This window comes from Alkaliphilus metalliredigens QYMF, assembly GCF_000016985.1.
Classification (GTDB): Bacteria; Bacillota; Clostridia; order Peptostreptococcales; family Natronincolaceae; genus Alkaliphilus_A; species Alkaliphilus_A metalliredigens.
The window spans coordinates 2262714-2282075 of the sequence record NC_009633.1; the positions used below are offsets into that span (position 1 = coordinate 2262714).

Sequence of the window (19362 nt, forward strand, 5' to 3'; positions counted from 1 at the left end):
AATCGTTGACTTTAGGCAACAAAAGTCATAAGAATTTTACGAAAGTACAAATTCTGACTCTATTTGAATGGGAGATTTTTTAAAAGTTATGACTTCGTAAAATTCTTACAACAGATTTTAAAAGGATGTATGCGCTAGTCCACCATCTGCCATTTCCTTAAGAGAGTTTAAAGCCATAAGATTAGTGTCTTGAACCCCTTCACAGGAATCATAAAATTCACAGTTGTTTTTACAGTAAGGGGTAGGGCTATACTCAAATGATTCAGTATTACAAATCATTTCACACAGGGCATTTACTTGAGCCACTGCATCCTCGATAAACTTCTCATCCACCTCTTGAACAATTCGTTTGTTTTGCGATAAATTTCAAATATATGAGAATGGTGGACATAAAAAAAGCCCCTATGATGCAGAGGCTTTGCTATTGCTTACCTTTAAGTTTTTAATAAATTGAAGTTGGCTAATTACATGATCTGCTATAGAGTGAATTTTATCGACATCGCATTGATATTCTGAAATAGTGGCTAAGTAAGAGTGAATGAGGGTATTTAACTGTTCGTTGATAATATGAATTTGATCACTTGAGTCATTGGGCATTTCTTTGATAAGTACCTTCTTAACTGCTTCCTCAATATATAAACTTCTTATATCGATAGAATTGGTTTGTAATAGCTCACCTAAAGAAACACCAAGGGAATTTGTAATTCTATCTAGAAGACCAAGTCTAAAGACCTCATGATTTCCATTTTCAACGTTGCTCAATTGGCCAGTTGAAATATTAATATGCTTTGCAAATTCCACAGAAGTTAAGTTTTTTTCTTTCCTATAATTTCTAATGTTTTTACCTAAGGTTTTATGGATATCAGACATGGATCTCCCCCCTATAGGTGAGAGTCTTTACCAAAATATGAAATATACACAAATCTAGGTATTATGTACATAGGCTCTGAAGGCACTTTGATCCAAAATAACTTTAACATGAATTGTACTATGTTAGCTTACATGTTGAATATTAAGGAAAATAAAGGGTTAATAGGATTAATATAGAAACTAGACATATGCTAGAACATAGAAATTACATTTTTCAATTGAGTGATAGTGTCAGTAGTATATTTGGTATAGCACTTATAGATATTAAAACATCTATATCTAGTGTTGAGGGAGGAGATTTTAATGTCTAAGGTATCAAATGCCCTAAATATGTACTTTTTACTACAAGTCAGAGGAGCGATGAGGGTTAAAGAAATTGCGGAAGCACTAGAGGTAACTCCTAGGATGGTAAAAAAGTATAAGCAAGATTTAGAAATGGCAGGGATATATGTAGGCTCTAAACTAGGAAGAGCTGGAGGGTACTACTTAGAAAATAAGAGAAGATTAGATGCCATTGGCCTTACTGAAGAAGAGCTAATTACCTTGAAAATGGCAAACAAAACAATACAAAGCGGAAAATATCACTACCAATCAAGGTTTGAAACTACAGTAAACAAAATATTAAATTGCAATCAACACACAGAGGAAATTAATTATCATAACAAGTCAATGAGAGAATCAGATGAAATTCTAAAAAAAGAAAAGCATACATGGGTAGATATAAATATTGCAGTTAACCAAAACAGAAGAGCGTCCATAAAATACAAATCTTTAAAAAAGCATGGAATAGAAATAAGAGAACGATTAGTCAATCCATATGGGATTTTTGATTATAAAGGGGCTACATATTTTTATGGTTATTGCGATACCGCAAAGGACATACGATTTTTCAAACTGTCTCGAGTTATTGAATATAGGGTATTAGATGAAAAATTTACTGGGAATACTGACTTTAATTTTGATAAAGTATTAGAAAAATCCTTTGGAATATACAATGATGAGTTCATAGATCTTAAATTAAATATTTCTTATCCTATGAGTGAAATTGTAAAGGAAAAACAGATCGCAAAGGATCAAAGGATAACAGAAATAGATGAGAAAACCATATGCTTTGAAGCAAAAATAAAGGGCTATGCAGAAATAAAAACATGGGTCATGAGTCTTGGGAGTAGTGCTGAGGTAATACAACCATCAAAGTTGAAAGAAGAGATTATAGCGGAAGCCCATAAGATGACAAAGATATATCAGTAGGTAAAAATTTGAACTTATGTAGTTGTTTGCTAAATTACTTTTTAATGGTACATTCTATTTCCCCTTTATATACTACAATTATAGGTAATTGCGAAACTAAATTTGAAAAGTAGTTAGAAGGGCAGAAAATTGATTGCTGATTAAATTTTTTATAGAGACAAGGCGTACCGGTTAACTATGCAATAAGTGGTTTTAAACTTCTGATGTATTTGTGTTGATGTATTTTATCAGCAAGTATAACAGTAACGAGCTGGGTGATACCAGCAAGCAATAAATCAGCATGTAATGTTTTAGCATTCTGTGTTCTTCGATTAGCAATACAAAAGCTATCTTTAAAATGGTTAATGGTTTGTTCAACTACACCTCTATTTTTATAGGTTTCATCCCAATCATCTGTGCCCCGAATGGTACCAGGATAAGCACGTAAGTCTTTTTCAGGATACACATAAATCATTCGACCACAAGGTGATGAAGTACAGGGATTATCGCAGTTATGTCGACGTCGATACTTGCCGTCTCCACATTTAGTCCAAGACATTTTAGGACAGACAAACTTGAAAGTAGGAATACCACACCGAAGATGAGAAGTATTGCCTTCGGGCTTCATAGGTAGTTTAGGATCATGAGGACAACAGGGAATCCCATCTTCAGTAAGAGTGTATTCAGAGCTGCTAAGGGAAGACCTAGGATTTAGGGGGATATAAGCTTTATTGAACTTTAAATCCGAAAAAATTCCTTTGTAGATAGATATGGTATCAAAAGCAGCATCCCCGATGAAGGTATCTGGTTGAATGAGTGGATGTTTATTAAAAAAGTCAGATAACACTGGTAAAAGAGCTTTTGCATCACCAAGGGACTTATCTTCATCAGGAGAGTTAGATTTTTTGTCAACAACAATGTCAGGATGAGCATTCATAAAATCTTGATCGTAAAAAGTAATATCACGCACAATACCAAGACCATTGGTGAGCATCCCAAATTTATAGACATAACAAAAATGACCATTGATGTAAAGCTGCTTAATTTCTGGATTAGCCGCTGCATGAGAAGGCATGGAACCATAGGCTGCTTTATACGGATCATAGGAATCATCAAGGTTATGAGCCTTTTTAAAAGCTTTAAGTTGTTTAATAATTTTATTAGCGTATTTAGGATTGTTTTCAGTAACAAAAGCTTCAATGCCAGAAGTATCAAAGATAGTCATAGAAGCCTTATGAGGATCAATAGCCTGGCAAACAGGTTCAGTGACATCCACAAGATGCTCAAAGAATGACTGTAAGTCTGGCAAAAAATCTTGTTTGAACCTAGTAAATCTAGAAGCATCAGGTACATTGGTGAAACCACAAAAATCTCTAAGTTCCTTAGAAAACTGAAGAAAAGTCAGCAACAATGTATCGTTTGGAATGGAGAAAATCCGCTGCAGAAGCAAAGCCCAAACCATTGATGTAAGATGATGTTTTCTAGGTCTGCCAGTAGATGCATAGTAATTACGATGAAAAGAAAGAGGTATTATCTCATTAAGATTAAGGTTTTCTTTTAAAAGAGAAAGAAAGTGATGTTTATCATTTTCAAAATAATTGGCACAATCGGAATGAATTTCAGCCAAAGAAAGCTGTTTATGTGGTAAAATAGCCATATATAACTCCTTTCAGGTTGGGTGAATTTGTTTCTGTCAATTCAATTTTACCACAATCTGGTGAGGAGTTATATTTTTTTATGCTTAAAAAAGTCCCGCAATAGTGCGGGTTGCGGCGTTTTGCAAACGCCTAATACTACAATTAAAATGAAAGGAGGTGGAGAAGTGAGATTTGGTGTAGAAATTTTTTTAGAAAAAGAAATGTTACCTAAGGACAAAAACAGGATTATTTTATCAATCATTAAAAATTGCTTTAGTAGTTGCAATAAGGAGTACTATAAAGCCTTATATAAAGATACTCCCAATCAAACAAAAGATTTTACTTTCTCATTATACCTAGGTGATTGCAAATTTTTAAGAGAAGAGATTTTAGTGCCTAGCAAGAAAATTTATTTGAATTTCTCTACATACCATAATGAGGATGGGATTATGTTCTTCAACTCTATGTTAATGAACAAAGGAAAAGCTTTTTCTATAAGAGATAACACATATACAATTGGTAAAATAAATTTGAAGAGGGAAAAATTAATCACTGAGCATCAAGTAATCTTTAAAACAATGAGTCCTATTGTAGCTAGGGAACATCAAGGAGATAACAAAAAAACTTGGTACCACTCACTCAACACGGAAGAAGGACAAGCTGTTTTCCTAGAAAATCTTCAATATCAATTGAAAGATGCGTTTGGAGAAGGGATTTTAATGGATTCTAGAAAGCTTAGTATAGAAGTATCCCAAGACAACAAAGAAGTGAAGGTAAAAAACTATGGGATCGAAATACTTTCTAATTTAGCTAAGATTAGGATTCAGGGAGCACCTTATATCTTAGACTATCTATATAAAGCTGGGATAGGAAGCAAGAGAGGCAGTGGATTTGGCATGGTAGATATTGTGTAGAGGGGGTGAGATAGTGGCACAAAGAATACGATTGGAAATGAATGATTGGCTATATAATGCAGGGCTAGTAGGATTATATAATATTTTAGTTCATTCCGGAGAAAAGGTAAAAATGAATGAACAAGGAATCGAAATGGATCAATCTCAACTAGAAAACTTTGAAGAAAGGTACTTCACTTACTTTATTGAGAAATATGAAGTATATTTGTCCTGGTATAAGATCATATCATACAAAGATGTACTTACTTATCATCAAAAACAAAACTTTAATAGTTTTGGAGAAGAAGAACTAGATTCATTAAATCAGTATATAAAAGACGTTAAGCATTACTTGAGTAGCAATAGCTACAAAGCTGCATATGAACTCATCGGAAGTCAAGTGACTCTCTTAGAACTTGCAAAGAAATTGCAAACGATCAAGTTAAAGAAGAAAGAAACAATTGGAGAAAAGTTGATAGAAATTAAAGAGACAGTGAATAAATTAAATGAAATTATTGGCCACTGTATGGAGGAAGATTATAAGAAGTATTTAGCAGGTAAAAATGTTATTTATACGATTATCAAAAATGGATGGAATGGGGTAAGTATCCTAAATCCACAGACAAAAGAAAAAGACATATATATGGATTATAAGAATTATTTCGTGAAACCAGTTGAAGATTACATGGGTGATGATAAAAGCACGAAAAAGTATAATTGTTTTACATGTGATAGAGAAATGAAAGACTTGAAGAATGACTTAAGCTTCTTGAATCAGGTTGGTTTCGATGTTAGCAGAAAAGCGTCTCACACTTGGGACTTTGTCAACGATATTGCAATCTGTCCGATCTGTAAACTTGTCTTTTCTTGTGTGCCTGCGGGGATGACATATGTTTACTCGAAAGGTATTTATATTAATGACAATAATAGTTTTCAAAGGGCAGTCAATGTAAACCAGAGAATAAAAAGTGAGATTTTAAAAGAACATGAGGACAACCGGTTGTTAACCTATAGGGCCTTAGTTAAATCTATTCAAGAGCAGATTCATGAGAAAATTAAATATGAATTGGCTGATATTCAAGTAATTAGATACGAAGAGGAGAAGTACAGGTTTAATATCTTAACAAGACAAATGATAAAAATTATTCAACAATCTAAACATAGTTTAGGATATATTCACAATAGTGGATTTAAAGAAGTGAACACATATTTTAATATTTACGAGCTAGTAATTGAACGAGTATTGAATAATCAAAACCTATTTACACTTATACATAAGCTTCTTTCGTACAAACTATCAAGCCCTAAGAATTGTAGATTTACAACATCGCAAGTTATTAGTGTTTTGGAAATAAACTTTAGATTTTTGGAAGGGATGGGCTATATGCAAAATGCAGATCAAGATATGATTAAAAAGGCAAATGTATCAGGCTATTACCTGCGAGAGCAATATAAAGTAAAAGGAGCAAAGGATAAGTTAAATGGAGTTTCTTACCGTCTATTAAATGCACTGAAAACTAACAAAAAAGATATGTTTATGGATACTTTATTAAACTGTTATCTGTATGCTCAAAAGACAGTACCTAGTATATTCTTGGATGCCTTAGAGGATGAGGAAAAATATAAGACAATAGGATATGCTTTTGTGGCTGGATTAATTGAAGGTAAAGACCATCAAAATAAAGAGGGGGATCAATAATGAAAATACAAATGAAACCAAAAGGATTAACCTTGTCTATGATTTTTGAGGCTGAAAGTGCAAATTACGGAGAGTCAGTAGGCAATGTTGCTTCCTTAAAAAAGATAGCCAGAGGCAAAGGGGAGCAGTACACCTATATTTCAAGGCAAGCTATTAGATATAACATTATTGAACAACTTGGAGAAGAGTTTGCCCAAGTAAGAGCAGAGGGGAGTGGAGACAAAAAAGTAATCCAATTTCATCCCGATGCAACAATAATGGATTATCCAGAGCTAGACTTCTTTGGATATTTAAAAACAGAAAAAGGTTCAGGCGGAAAGAAGCGTTCCGCTAAAGTTAGATTATCCAATGCAATCTCATTAGAATCATTTAAAGGAGATATGGATTTCTTAACAAATAAAGGATTGGCAGATCGAGTGCAAGAAAATATGAATATCGCCCAAGCAGAAATTCATAAATCATTTTACAGATATACGGTGACTATAGATTTGGATCAAATAGGAATAGATGAAGTATATGATAGTGTACTACCTAATGAAGAAAAAGCTAGAAGAATTAATCAATTACTTGATACTATTGCTCTATTATATAGGGATATAAGAGGAAGAAGAGAGGATTTAAAACCCCTATTTGTTATAGGAGGAGTCTATGACGTGAAAAATCCTATCTTTCAAAATGTACTAGAAGTAAAAGATAATAATTTAATTGTAGATCAAATAGAAGGGGTACTTTTTGACAGGATTAAGAAGGATACCTATGCTGGCTTAATTGAAGGTAAATTTAACAATGATCAAGATATTAAAAAAAGGTTGAACCCGCAGTCTATGCCAAACTTCTTTAGTACCTTAAAGATAAAGGTGAATGATTATTATGGATCAAACTAAGAAAGCAGTGAGGATAAAGCTCTACCAAGAAACTGCAAATTACAAAAAACCTACAAGCTTTCAATTAAAGGAAACTTATCCGTTACCCCCTTACTCAACAGTCATAGGAATGGTGCATAGTCTTTGTGATTATAAGGAGTATAAAGAGATGAATATTAGTATTCAAGGAAAGTACTTTTCGAAGACCAATGATTTGTTTACCAGATATGAATTTAAAAACGGCATGACATTTGATTCAACAAGACATCAAATTCAAGTTGGGGATTTTGGAGTAGGTCAAGGTGTAGCTACTACGGAACTTTTAGTCGAGGTAGAACTTTTGATACATATCATTCCCACGGATCAGGACTTGATCCAGGAAATAGAACAGGCTTTTTTATATCCAAGAGAATACCCTTCATTAGGAAGAAGAGAAGATTTAGCTGTTATCAATGAAGTAACAGTGGTGGATATTTCTGAAAAGGAATTAGAAGAGGATGTTGTACTAGATGAAAACTATGCGGCCTATATTCCTTTGAAAATGATTCGAGATGAAGAAGTTGTGTTAGATGGTGCAGAGCCTGGAATTAGAAGTAGAGGTACAAGATATAAGCTTACTAAAAACTACGAACTTGTCAATCAAGGGACGAAGAAGGCACCTAAGATTTTCAGGAAGTGGAAGAAGGTAGAGGTACTATACACTTCCCATATTAAAGCTGTTGGAGATGATGAAGAAGGTGAATTTGTCCTAATGGACCAAGATGGCAATATTGTTTTTGCTTCTTAAAAATGATATAGGAGGAAAACAATGAAACGATATCTAGCAAAATCTAATCCGGAAGAAACCATCCAGGAGCATACGGATCATTTGATTGAAAACTATAAGCTGTTAAAATTAATATATCCCAATTTACAAGTAAATTGGGATATATTATATCTTGCATGCCTTTATCATGATTTAGGTAAAATGAACTTGAAGTTTCAAGATAAGATTAAAGGAATAAAAAAATCGGAAGACGAAATTCCCCATGGAATTTTAAGTCTAGCGTTTATTAATTCAAAAGAGTTGAAAGATAAAGGGTTTAGTAAAAGCGATATAAAAATTTTAGCCCATGCCATCGCCTATCATCATGAAAGAGAGTTTAACTATGATCACAATGACATTAAAGAAGAAATAGAGTTGTTAAAAGGTGAAGGCATCCATTTTAGCTATGATAAGATAGAAAAAATAAGTGTCAAAAATTTAAGCGCAAAATATTTTTCCAAGGATAGAATTTATCAGCAAGAGGATGAAGAAATGTTTTTATCATATATCAAGGTAAAAGGCCTATTAAATCGAATTGACTATGCTTCTAGTGGAGATATAGACATAGAAGTGAAAAACAACTTCTTAAACAATTGTTTAAGAGATTTGATGAAAGAATGGCAAGAAAAAAACTCCAATGCAGAATGGAATGAATTACAAAGGCATATGCTCTTTCATAAAAATGATAATGTCATCGCTATTGCAGAAACGGGCATGGGGAAAACAGAAGCGGGTCTTTTATGGATTGGAGATAACAAAGGATTTTTTACGCTTCCACTTAAAACTGCTATCAATGCCATGTATGATCGTATCGCATTAGACATGATAAAAGAAGGCTATGAAAATAAAATTGGATTACTACATTCTGATACTTATAGTGAATACTTGAATCGAGATGGAGAGGCAATTGACATTGATGAATATTATAACAAGACCAAACAATTATCCCTGCCGTTAACAATATGTACATTAGACCAAATTTTTGATTTTGTTTACCGATACAGAGGATTTGAGTCTAAGTTAGCTACTTTAGCATATGCTAAGGTTGTGATTGATGAGGTTCAAATGTACTCAGCAGATTTACTAGCATATCTAATCATTGGATTGTCTTATATTACAAAAATTGGAGGCAAGTTTGCCATACTGACAGCCACTTTACCAGATTTGGTGCTGGATTTGTTACAAGAGGAAGAGATAACTTTTGTTTCTCCTAAAACCTTTACCAACAATCAAAGGATTCGTCATAGTGTAAAAGTCCTCAATGAACAACTAAACCACAATACTGTTCTGGATTTATACAATGAAAACAAAGTATTAGTAATTTGTAATACGGTAAAGGAAGCTCAAAGGATGTATAAGCTGTTGAAGGATTCAAAGAAAATAAGGAATTTGAATTTATTTCATAGTAACTTTATCAAGAAGGACCGTAAGGAAAAAGAAAAACAGATACTAGAAATAGGGCATAGGGAGTCTAAGCAATATGGGGTATGGGTAACGACTCAGGTAGTAGAAGCTTCTTTAGATATTGATTTTGATATACTTATTACTGAATTATCAGATTTGAATGGACTCTTTCAACGAATGGGCAGATGCTACAGAGGGAGAGAGTGGGAGAAAGACGGATATAACTGCTATGTATTTGATGGAGGAGCAGAAGAGTGTAGTGGTATTGGATATGTCATAGATGAGGATATTTTTCAATTATCCAAAACAGCGTTACAAGATGTTGGGGGGGAGTTAAAAGAAGAAAAGAAGATGAACTTGGTTCAATCTTTATATACTACAGAAAATTTAAAGGCTACAAAGTATTATAAACAAATCAAAAGTAATATAGACTATGTAACCAGTATAGAAGACCATGAAAAATCTAAAAACGAAGTAAAGAAAATATTTAGGAATATCCATTCTATTACAGTAATTCCAAGAGAAGTATATGAAGAAAATCAAGAAGCAATTAGTGAGTATATTCTTATCTTATCCAAAAACTACAGTAAGCTCATGGATGAAGAAGAAAGAAGGGTACTAAGAACAAAAAAGTCGGTCATTAGAAGTCGGTTAATGGAGTTTACGATGAGTGTGCCCTATCATAGGGGGCAAGGTAATATCATAAAAAATATCAATATCAATCGATATGAGTCTATTCCTATACTCAATTGCAACTACTCTAAAGAGTTAGGGATTCAGTACATTGAACAAAGTAAAGTGAAAAAGGCTCCATTTGATAATTTCATATAAAAAATGGGATTAGGGTGAGAGATATGCAAAAGATAACAGGTGTAATGGTGTACTATTATTTTGTCTGTCAAAGAAAACTATGGTTTTTTAGTCGTCACTATACAATGGAAGACAATAGTGAGTTGGTAAGTATGGGAAAATTGATAGACGAAACCTCATATAAAAGAGAAAAGAAAAATATTCTAATTGATGAAGAGATTAATATAGATTTTCTTAAGGATTGGAAAGTGATACACGAAGTTAAAAAGTCAAGAAAAGTGAATGAAGCTTCAAAATGGCAATTAAAATATTATATATGGCTATTGAGAAATAAAGGTGTTGAGATTGAGAAGGGGGTATTAGATTACCCCCTTCTTAGAAAAAGAGAAGATGTGTTTGTGAGTGAAAAGGATGGAAAAGATTTAAATGAGATATTAGATAAAATAGATGAGATCAGATCATTGAAAATTCCACCTGTGATCAGTACAAAAGGCATATGTAAAAAATGTGCTTATTATGAGCTTTGCTACATATAGGAGGGGTAATGTGGGCGAGACTTTTTATATTTTCCAGGATGGTCAATTGAAAAGAAAAGATAATAATATAGTGATGAGCACATTATCGGGCCAGAAGAAAAATTTGAAATCTGAAGTAACAGATGAAATATATATTTTTGGTGAAATAGAGACAAACAGTAAACTACTTAATTTTTTATCCCAGCAAAAAACTACGATGCATATTTTTAATTATTATGGTTTTTATAGTGGGAGCTTTTACCCTAGAGAAAGTAACGTAAGTGGACATTTGCTTGTAAATCAAGTGAAAAAATATGATAATACTGAAGAACGAGTAAGAATTGCAAAAGAGATGTTGAAATCTGCTGCTCATAACATATACAGAAATTTAAGGTATTACAATGGTAGAGGAACTGATGTTGAATCAGCTATGAAAGATATTCAGAGATTGATTAAGCGTTTAGATTACTGTGCAAGTATTCATGAACTTATGGGAACTGAGGGAAACATCAGAAAAATATACTACTCTACTTGGAATGCAATAGTGAAACAAGATATTAGATTTGAAAAAAGAAAGAAAAGACCCCCAGATAATTTGATTAATTCATTGCTCTCTTTTGTAAATAGCTTGATTTATACCACTGTGCTGTCTGAAATATATAAGACACAATTAAATCCTACTATCAGTTATTTACATGAGCCAGGAACCAAGAGGTTTTCTTTATCCTTAGATATAGCAGAGATATTTAAACCTTTAATTGGTGAAAGAATGATATTTTCATTACTTAACAAAAATCAAATCACTGAGCAGGATTTTGAAAAAGAATCTAATTACTTGTATTTGAAAGAAGCTGGTAAGAAGAAAATCTTAATAGAGTACGATCAACGACTTAAAAGAACATTATTCCATAAAGGGCTGGGGCGAGAAGTTTCTTACCGATACTTGATTAGGTTAGAATGTTATAAGCTGATCAAAGATATTATTGATGAAAAACAATATGATGGATTTAAAATTTGGTGGTGAGCATATGTATATCATTTTAATGTATGATATAATGATGGACAAGACTGGAGCCAAGGTACAGAGAAATACTTTTAAAATTTGCAAAAGGTATTTAACCCATATACAAAATTCTGTATTTGAAGGAAACTTGACGGAGTTAAACTTGATGAAATTGAAGAAAGAATTAAGTGAATACATCCGAAAGGAGCAAGATTCATTTATCATATTTAACAGTAGAGATGAGAAGTGGCTAACAAAAGAATTTTTAGGAAAAGAAGATGATAAAACATCTAATTTTTTTTAGAAACTCATCTGTCGACCTATGGTAGTGTAAAAAATAAGGGAGATAGACAATGATTGATAGCAACATGAATAAAAGGTATTTTGTGAAGAATTCATTTTTAGAAATACTTAATTTTTTGTAAAAGCTGTGGTTAGACAGGATATTAGCCAATAAGCCAGTTGTTTGAACGCTTTTAAGTGAACGCCCTTTAATTGAACTAGAGTAGAATGTAAATGGTGTTACTGGACATAATAAATATTGCACCAGACTGCCTTTAATTGAACTAGAGTAGAATGTAAATAATAATTGTGATGTGACTTAAATTATCCTTTGCTGCCTTTAATTGAACTAGAGTAGAATGTAAATTTTGGAGTAATTTGCAATCTGCTATATAATCCCTCCCCTTTAATTGAACTAGAGTAGAATGTAAATTTGCATTGGCAAGCAATTCTAAAGCTTCGGTATTATCCCTTTAATTGAACTAGAGTAGAATGTAAATTTTTAAAACCATTAGAAAAGTCTTGTGGTGATGCAGTCCTTTAATTGAACTAGAGTAGAATGTAAATTATTTTGCATACATTGCTATAACCCTCAAATCATCTTCCTTTAATTGAACTAGAGTAGAATGTAAATGTGTTAGAACATTGTAGTAAAAACAGTATCGCCAACCCTTTAATTGAACTAGAGTAGAATGTAAATAAAGTATTCCGCTATACTGGTTTTGTTCTTCTCAAAACCTTTAATTGAACTAGAGTAGAATGTAAATAGATTTAACAGTGTTGATACTAACATCATATTTTACACCTTTAATTGAACTAGAGTAGAATGTAAATATGACTAGGAAAGTAATCACTACGATTGGCATTATTCCTTTAATTGAACTAGAGTAGAATGTAAATATGATTAATAGGTCCATCTTCATTTTTATAAAACACCTTTAATTGAACTAGAGTAGAATGTAAATAGAGAATATAAGATAGACTTATTCAACGCATTAGATTCCTTTAATTGAACTAGAGTAGAATGTAAATCCATTTAGTGGGAATAATATGTTGGGCGGTGAAGAACCTTTAATTGAACTAGAGTAGAATGTAAATAATTGCCCTTGCAAGTCAAAGGTGGAATTTTTTCCCCCTTTAATTGAACTAGAGTAGAATGTAAATTGAGGACAGGTGCATTGAAATTCAAAGGGTTAATGGCCTTTAATTGAACTAGAGTAGAATGTAAATCAGCAACCACCAATTCAAATCTATATTCAAATAGTCCTTTAATTGAACTAGAGTAGAATGTAAATCGCTTTAAGCAACTAACTAAGGATGTAGAACAAAATCCTTTAATTGAACTAGAGTAGAATGTAAATATAGATAGTGAATTGCAAACTATTGAATTGATATTTACCTTTAATTGAACTAGAGTAGAATGTAAATAGATATGCCTGTCATTTCAGATAGTTTGGTCATACTCCTTTAATTGAACTAGAGTAGAATGTAAATAAAGCTAAAGGATCACGTTCATATATATCTTGAGACCTTTAATTGAACTAGAGTAGAATGTAAATCGAAATAGGCAGAATGATGGAAATGTTGTTAGATCCTTTAATTGAACTAGAGTAGAATGTAAATATTACTAGCAAAGTAAATAAGACTAAATTACCTACCCTTTAATTGAACTAGAGTAGAATGTAAATTTGGAAGGACTTGGTTCATAATGATAATGGCATTTACCTTTAATTGAACTAGAGTAGAATGTAAATTCTAATGCATTATGCAAACCCTGAATCCAACCAAACCTTTAATTGAACTAGAGTAGAATGTAAATTCCTAAGCATGGTCGAAAATTATCCCGTACTTGTACTCCTTTAATTGAACTAGAGTAGAATGTAAATTTTAATACTCATGTAATTTACGTTACTTTAGATAACCTTTAATTGAACTAGAGTAGAATGTAAATGTTTGAGGATCTTGCCAGTTTGTTTTTGCCATTTAAACCTTTAATTGAACTAGAGTAGAATGTAAATAAACAATAAGGAGTGGTTTAAATTATATTATTATTCCTTTAATTGAACTAGAGTAGAATGTAAATAAAGAAAACCACGGAGTTAGGTAGGACTCCGTTTGCCCTTTAATTGAACTAGAGTAGAATGTAAATTTCTAATAAAAAACTGGATCATGAGATCGTGAAGATCCCTTTAATTGAACTAGAGTAGAATGTAAATAAGGTTGCGAAACTAATTGCAGCTTACTTGAAATTAGCCTTTAATTGAACTAGAGTAGAATGTAAATAGGTCAAAGGGGCACTAGGGCAAATGTAGATCAAGGCCTTTAATTGAACTAGAGTAGAATGTAAATAGGGTATGCCTAAAAAGGGCTATATGCGCGAGTCAGTCCTTTAATTGAACTAGAGTAGAATGTAAATGGATTTGAGGATGAAGAGTTTGCACTGGGAGACACCACCTTTAATTGAACTAGAGTAGAATGTAAATACTATACCCGATTCCCAGTGCCAGTGTTGAAGCAAAGCCTTTAATTGAACTAGAGTAGAATGTAAATGAGGGAAGAGACTACCACTATCCACCGTAAAAGCAACCTTTAATTGAACTAGAGTAGAATGTAAATATTAGAGTGTCCTTAGACAATGCAATCATCCGAGACCTTTAATTGAACTAGAGTAGAATGTAAATCAACATCTCCTGCTCCATTCCTGATGATCTCAAGGCCTTTAATTGAACTAGAGTAGAATGTAAATGTTGACATAACAAAGGATAGTATGCCGTTTACACCTCCCTTTAATTGAACTAGAGTAGAATGTAAATCCGCTAAAGGTACCTGTGCCAAATGGGATGTTCCCAACCTTTAATTGAACTAGAGTAGAATGTAAATTTGAAACGAAAGGCTACGAATACCCTTACAGAACCCCTTTAATTGAACTAGAGTAGAATGCAAATATCGCACACCTTGTTTTTAACTACTTTCAATCCACCCTTTAATTGAACTAGAGTAGAATGTAAATAACTATAATACAGGTCGCATTACTTTTAAATCACTAACCTTTAATTGAACTAGAGTAGAATGTAAATTGGCTTTAGTGGTGGGTGCGATTGCAGGGGTTATAGCCCTTTAATTGAACTAGAGTAGAATGTAAATATGTGGGAAGGAACACGCACTAAAGCGCAATATGAACCTTTAATTGAACTAGAGTAGAATGTAAATAGTAGTCCTTAGCTTTATGATAGAGATATTTAATTCCTTTAATTGAACTAGAGTAGAATGTAAATTTTGTTACGCCCCTTTGGTACTTGTTGTTATTTAACCTTTAATTGAACTAGAGTAGAATGTAAATATCAAACTGTAACGTGGCTTAAAAGCATGGGAACAAACCTTTAATTGAACTAGAGTAGAATGTAAATATCCTCCTGGGCTTTGCCACTATTTAACACAGCATTCCCTTTAATTGAACTAGAGTAGAATGTAAATTAATTAACCCTCCTTCGTATAATATTTGAAATGCGCCCTTTAATTGAACTAGAGTAGAATGTAAATTTCCTTATAGGTTCCTTTAAAACATACCAAGCATGGCCTTTAATTGAACTAGAGTAGAATGTAAATTTGTTTGAGGAATCCAATTCAATCCATCATCTGTGCCCTTTAATTGAACTAGAGTAGAATGTAAATGAACCAGAGCCACAAATTATATTAGGTACTGTAAAAGGCCTTTAATTGAACTAGAGTAGAATGTAAATGTAGAATTAGGCGGTAAAATGAGAAACATCAGATACACCTTTAATTGAACTAGAGTAGAATGTAAATTGCGTTAAGTTAAGTGAAACAATGCAAAGAAACCTTGCCTTTAATTGAACTAGAGTAGAATGTAAATCCAGCAGGCAAATCAGAATAAGCCTGACTTATTTCTCCTTTAATTGAACTAGAGTAGAATGTAAATTTATCAAGGACCTCTTGTTTGATTTCTACATATCCCCCCTTTAATTGAACTAGAGTAGAATGTAAATAAAATAAATGAAGAGCTGCCTTACGGGGTTTGTAAATCCTTTAATTGAACTAGAGTAGAATGTAAATTGAGCAGGCAATAATCGTGTTATCTCAAAACACTTACCTTTAATTGAACTAGAGTAGAATGTAAATTAAATTTATGCAGACATGGAATGCTGTGGCCGGATCCTTTAATTGAACTAGAGTAGAATGTAAAGTACAAAGATAGAGACAATCAACTCATGTGTCATAACCCATTAATTGAACTAGAGTAGAATGTAAAGTTGTATATTCGGGCCTTTTTATAATTCCCCTTAGCCGGTATATAATGAACATAAAACTTGAGGTGACGTTTCATTAACAATAGGATTTAAATAAAATGCAGAGCAGAAGAAATTGATATAACAATCTACGGTCTAACAAAGATATTATTCGATATGAATACATTATTGGAGAAATAGAAACTTAATTGGAGGTGTATTGATGAAAATTAAAGAAAAATATTGCTGCCATGTATGAAAACATTTCAGAAAAAAATATAGTAACGACAAATGGTGCCATTGGTGCAAACTTTTTAACCTTGTACTCATTAGTAGAGCCTGGAGACGAAGTTGTATCTGTTTTACCTACATACCAACAAATGTATTCTATACCTGAATCATTTGGGGCAAATGTAAAGATATTGAGATTAAGACCTGAAAATAATTTTTTACCTGATATGGATGAGCTAAGGTCATTGGTAACAAAAAACACAAAAATGATCTGTATCAATAATCCAAATAATCCAAGTGGTTCTCTTATGAAAGAAGAATTACTTAAGGAGATCGTTGAAATTGCCAAAGAAGTGGATGCTTATGTGCATTCCGATGAAGTATATAGAGGGTTGTATCAAGAAGATGACTTAGTGATTCCATCTATTGTTGATTTATATGAAAAAGGCATCAGTAGAAGAAACTGGGGTATTGGTTGTACCTGGTAAATGCTTTGATATTGAAGGACATTTTAGGATCGGCTATGCCTTTGATAAGAATCATCTAACAACAGGACTTAAAAAAATATCTGCTTACATGGACAAATTAAAATAACTTTTATTTGAGGAGTTGAGGAAATGCTTTGAAAATCGAAACTTATGTTACCGCTGTTAGTGGTAATCATAATATATATGGTTGTCCGAAGTATGATTGGATAAACTTCAAATACTAGGTCTATTTCTTTAGGAGGAAATCAAATTGAAAATAGTAATTAATAAAGTAAATAGGGATACTGAAGATATCATTATTGATTTTACAACAGAATTTGGCAGTGGAGCGGCTACATGGAACGGAAATCGTATGGCTGAGCAAGATAAGGAATATGATGTGCAATATGATATTACCGATTCTTTAGCCTGGGGTGAGGATGTTGTTTTAAGTAAAGAAAAGAAGTTTAGTATCGCTATTACCCAAGAGGGTATCTTTATTACTGGAGTTTTAGAAAAGGTTTTTAAGGATGGACTTGTGGATTTGCGATTTGGCAAGAGTATCATTCAATTAGAGGTTGAGGGAAATAACCTACCTAGAGGTCAATATGTGAAGGTGAGAGCAGATAGCCTTGAGGTGTACGATGTTAATCAATAGTTGAGAATTGTGATTTAAATAAACGTTTAATGTAAGGAGTACAATGATGACACAACAACCTCAAAGGCACTGTTACTATCTAGGAGAGCTTTATCCCTTATTGATAGCAGTGGATCCATTAATCACAAAGAGCACCATTCTATGGGATGGTAAGGCTTTTATATGCAAGACTCCGGAAGCCAATAAAACTGATTTTATTGATGAACTCAAATCCTTTTATATAAAAGAAAGTCGTAAATTAATCGGGGAAAGGTTAAAGCGATATCAACCACAAATAAAGGTGAAGTACAAATCCTTCACCATAGAAAATAATGACAGTAAGTGGGGAAGTTGTAGTTCCAAACGGCAATTGACTTTCCACTGGAAACTGATGATATTTCCCCTTACTGTTATTGACTATGTTGTAGTCCATGAGCTTTGTCATTTAATGCATATGAACCATGACCGTTCCTTTTGGAGATTGGTAGGCAAAGTGTTCCCGAATTACAAAGAAGCCATGGCGATTTTGGGAGTAGAGAAGGTTAGAGGGATTTAGAATAAATGGGAATAGATATAAATACCGAAAAAGTTGGCCTATTTGGTGAACTTTTTTTGGTTTATAAATAACATACACCCTATTATATCCAGGAGATCCGTATCTACATAAAAGAGAAAATGTTTAATTGCTACATAAAAATATTACCTAACAGAATATTAATAAAGTCAATTAAAGCTGCGTGATATATATCCTTATGGATAGCAATGACTAAATATTGACCAGAGACAGGTAGATAACCATAAGTATCTTTTGTAAACAAATCAGGAGAGATATTAAAGGCAGAGAGATCTACAAAATAACACTTGTCCTCAGCCATTGTTAATCCTTGGAATAAGGGGATGGTGAGTTCAAAACTTCTTTGGTCCGGTTGCCACTGAAATTGGTAATGACTCAAATAGTAGACCTTTTCAAGGGCTTTATCTAACGCCGATGTTTTTCCTTTCAGGGTGAGTATATTTTTACTAATTTTAACAGCTGAAGGATGATAACTAAGACGTATAGAGCCTTCAAATGTATCAAAGAGTAGGGACTGGTCCATCTCATACTTCTGCAATCTAGGAAAGTGATTGAAAACGCTGATGATTTTTCCCAAATAGTATATGTCCTCATAATTGTGCAATAGAATTTTATTTTCTAAATCTATGGACCTAGAAAGTGTATATTGATTATATAAGTCAACACTCTCTTTACCACTAATTTCATCTTCTCGAAAAATTCCTAAATATGTTTCAACAGTTTTAAGCTTTAAATTTGGGATGTCCAAGTGATGCTTGTACCTCCTGAGATGCTGTAGGATATCAATATGTTGAATTGCTAAGTTAAAAAATGGAACATTATGCTTTTTAAAACGTCCTATTAAGAAGGGATAGTCAAATGTAACCCCATTGTAGGTAATCAAGGTATCAAAATCTTTAAATTCAGCTTCAAAGGCTTCTAAGATAAGTGCTTCTTCCTTTGGATCTTCAGCAAAAAACTGCTTGAGTACAAGGTGGTCATCTACTGGATAGAGTATACCAATTAAAATAACATGATGATATATTTTACTGAGACCTGTGGTTTCAATATCTACGATACAATATTTTTGAGAGTTCAAGATCATTTTTAAATACTGGGGTAAAATGACCTGCTCTTTTAAAAAATAGGTTTTAACCTTCATTGAATCCTCCTTATGTGCTTTTATTACTATACTATCAAAAAATATTTTAATGTC

Annotated in this window: 16 protein-coding genes, 1 pseudogene and 1 CRISPR repeat array; of the genes and pseudogenes, 13 read left to right on the forward strand and 4 right to left on the reverse strand. The window is 32.7% G+C overall.

The window, feature by feature from the left end; all coding sequences use genetic code 11:
* Positions 1-117: 117 nt before the first annotated feature.
* The gene (locus AMET_RS10790; RefSeq protein ID WP_012063321.1) at positions 118-333 is read right to left on the reverse strand and encodes a hypothetical protein; all 216 of its coding nucleotides are present in this window, start codon (positions 331-333) and stop codon (positions 118-120) included.
* Between the two features lie 69 nt (positions 334-402).
* Complete coding sequence (locus AMET_RS10795; RefSeq protein WP_012063322.1) at positions 403-870, reverse strand: helix-turn-helix domain-containing protein; 468 nt, start codon at positions 868-870, stop codon at positions 403-405.
* Between the two features lie 303 nt (positions 871-1173).
* Between AMET_RS10795 and AMET_RS10800 the strand changes: the two genes are divergently transcribed.
* Positions 1174-2121, forward strand: coding sequence for a helix-turn-helix transcriptional regulator (locus AMET_RS10800; protein ID WP_012063323.1), 948 nt, complete (start codon positions 1174-1176; stop codon positions 2119-2121).
* A gap of 270 nt (positions 2122-2391) precedes the next feature.
* Here AMET_RS10800 and AMET_RS10805 read toward each other — a convergent pair.
* Positions 2392-3751, reverse strand: a pseudogene (locus tag AMET_RS10805) (transposase); the annotation flags it as partial.
* 171 nt (positions 3752-3922) lie between these two features.
* Between AMET_RS10805 and cas6 the strand changes: the two are divergent.
* The 12 genes from cas6 (at position 3923) to AMET_RS10860 (ending at position 18149) form a co-directional block, all read left to right on the forward strand.
* On the forward strand, positions 3923-4651 hold the full coding sequence (gene cas6, locus AMET_RS10810) for a CRISPR-associated endoribonuclease Cas6 (RefSeq protein WP_041720668.1): 729 nt from the start codon (positions 3923-3925) through the stop codon (positions 4649-4651).
* Between the two features lie 13 nt (positions 4652-4664).
* Positions 4665-6329, forward strand: a complete 1665-nt coding sequence (locus tag AMET_RS10815; protein WP_012063325.1) for a Cas8a1 family CRISPR/Cas system-associated protein — start codon at positions 4665-4667, stop codon at positions 6327-6329.
* Positions 6329-7213 carry a type I-B CRISPR-associated protein Cas7/Cst2/DevR gene (gene cas7i / locus AMET_RS10820; RefSeq protein ID WP_012063326.1) on the forward strand — a complete coding sequence of 295 codons (885 nt, stop codon included), beginning with the start codon at positions 6329-6331 and terminating at the stop codon, positions 7211-7213. Before AMET_RS10815 ends, cas7i begins: the two co-directional genes overlap by 1 nt.
* Entirely contained in the window at positions 7200-7979 is a 780-nt protein-coding gene (cas5b, locus tag AMET_RS10825; protein ID WP_012063327.1) for a type I-B CRISPR-associated protein Cas5b, read from the forward strand. The genes cas7i and cas5b overlap by 14 nt, the downstream gene beginning before the upstream one ends.
* Positions 7980-8000: 21 nt before the next feature.
* A complete protein-coding gene (locus AMET_RS10830) occupies positions 8001-10232 on the forward strand; it encodes a CRISPR-associated helicase/endonuclease Cas3 (RefSeq protein ID WP_012063328.1) in 2232 nt (743 codons plus the stop codon).
* A 44-nt stretch (positions 10233-10276) separates the two neighbouring features.
* Positions 10277-10747: a CRISPR-associated protein Cas4 gene (gene cas4, locus AMET_RS10835; protein ID WP_330368762.1), complete on the forward strand. Its 471-nt coding sequence runs from the start codon at positions 10277-10279 to the stop codon at positions 10745-10747.
* A gap of 10 nt (positions 10748-10757) precedes the next feature.
* Complete coding sequence (gene cas1b / locus AMET_RS10840; protein ID WP_012063330.1) at positions 10758-11750, forward strand: type I-B CRISPR-associated endonuclease Cas1b; 993 nt, start codon at positions 10758-10760, stop codon at positions 11748-11750.
* Positions 11725-12033: a CRISPR-associated endonuclease Cas2 gene (gene cas2 / locus AMET_RS10845; protein ID WP_330368745.1), complete on the forward strand. Its 309-nt coding sequence runs from the start codon at positions 11725-11727 to the stop codon at positions 12031-12033. Before cas1b ends, cas2 begins: the two co-directional genes overlap by 26 nt.
* Positions 12034-12217: 184 nt before the next feature.
* A CRISPR array of direct repeats spans positions 12218-16282; the repeat unit is 30 nt; unit sequence CCTTTAATTGAACTAGAGTAGAATGTAAAT.
* A 218-nt stretch (positions 16283-16500) separates the two neighbouring features.
* A complete protein-coding gene (locus AMET_RS26555; RefSeq protein ID WP_330368763.1) occupies positions 16501-16977 on the forward strand; it encodes an aminotransferase class I/II-fold pyridoxal phosphate-dependent enzyme in 477 nt (158 codons plus the stop codon).
* The gene (locus tag AMET_RS26560) at positions 16928-17083 is read left to right on the forward strand and encodes a hypothetical protein (protein WP_242661432.1); all 156 of its coding nucleotides are present in this window, start codon (positions 16928-16930) and stop codon (positions 17081-17083) included. The genes AMET_RS26555 and AMET_RS26560 overlap by 50 nt, the downstream gene beginning before the upstream one ends.
* Positions 17084-17227: 144 nt before the next feature.
* Positions 17228-17614, forward strand: coding sequence for a hypothetical protein (locus AMET_RS10855; RefSeq protein WP_012063332.1), 387 nt, complete (start codon positions 17228-17230; stop codon positions 17612-17614).
* Positions 17615-17657: 43 nt separating this feature from the next.
* Positions 17658-18149, forward strand: coding sequence for a M48 family metallopeptidase (locus AMET_RS10860; protein WP_012063333.1), 492 nt, complete (start codon positions 17658-17660; stop codon positions 18147-18149).
* A gap of 130 nt (positions 18150-18279) precedes the next feature.
* On the opposite strand, the gene AMET_RS24340 is transcribed toward AMET_RS10860, so the two are convergent.
* Positions 18280-19308 (reverse strand): ribonuclease H-like domain-containing protein, encoded by a 1029-nt coding sequence (locus tag AMET_RS24340; protein ID WP_012063334.1) that lies wholly within the window; start codon positions 19306-19308, stop codon positions 18280-18282.
* Between the last annotated feature and the right edge of the window lie 54 nt (positions 19309-19362).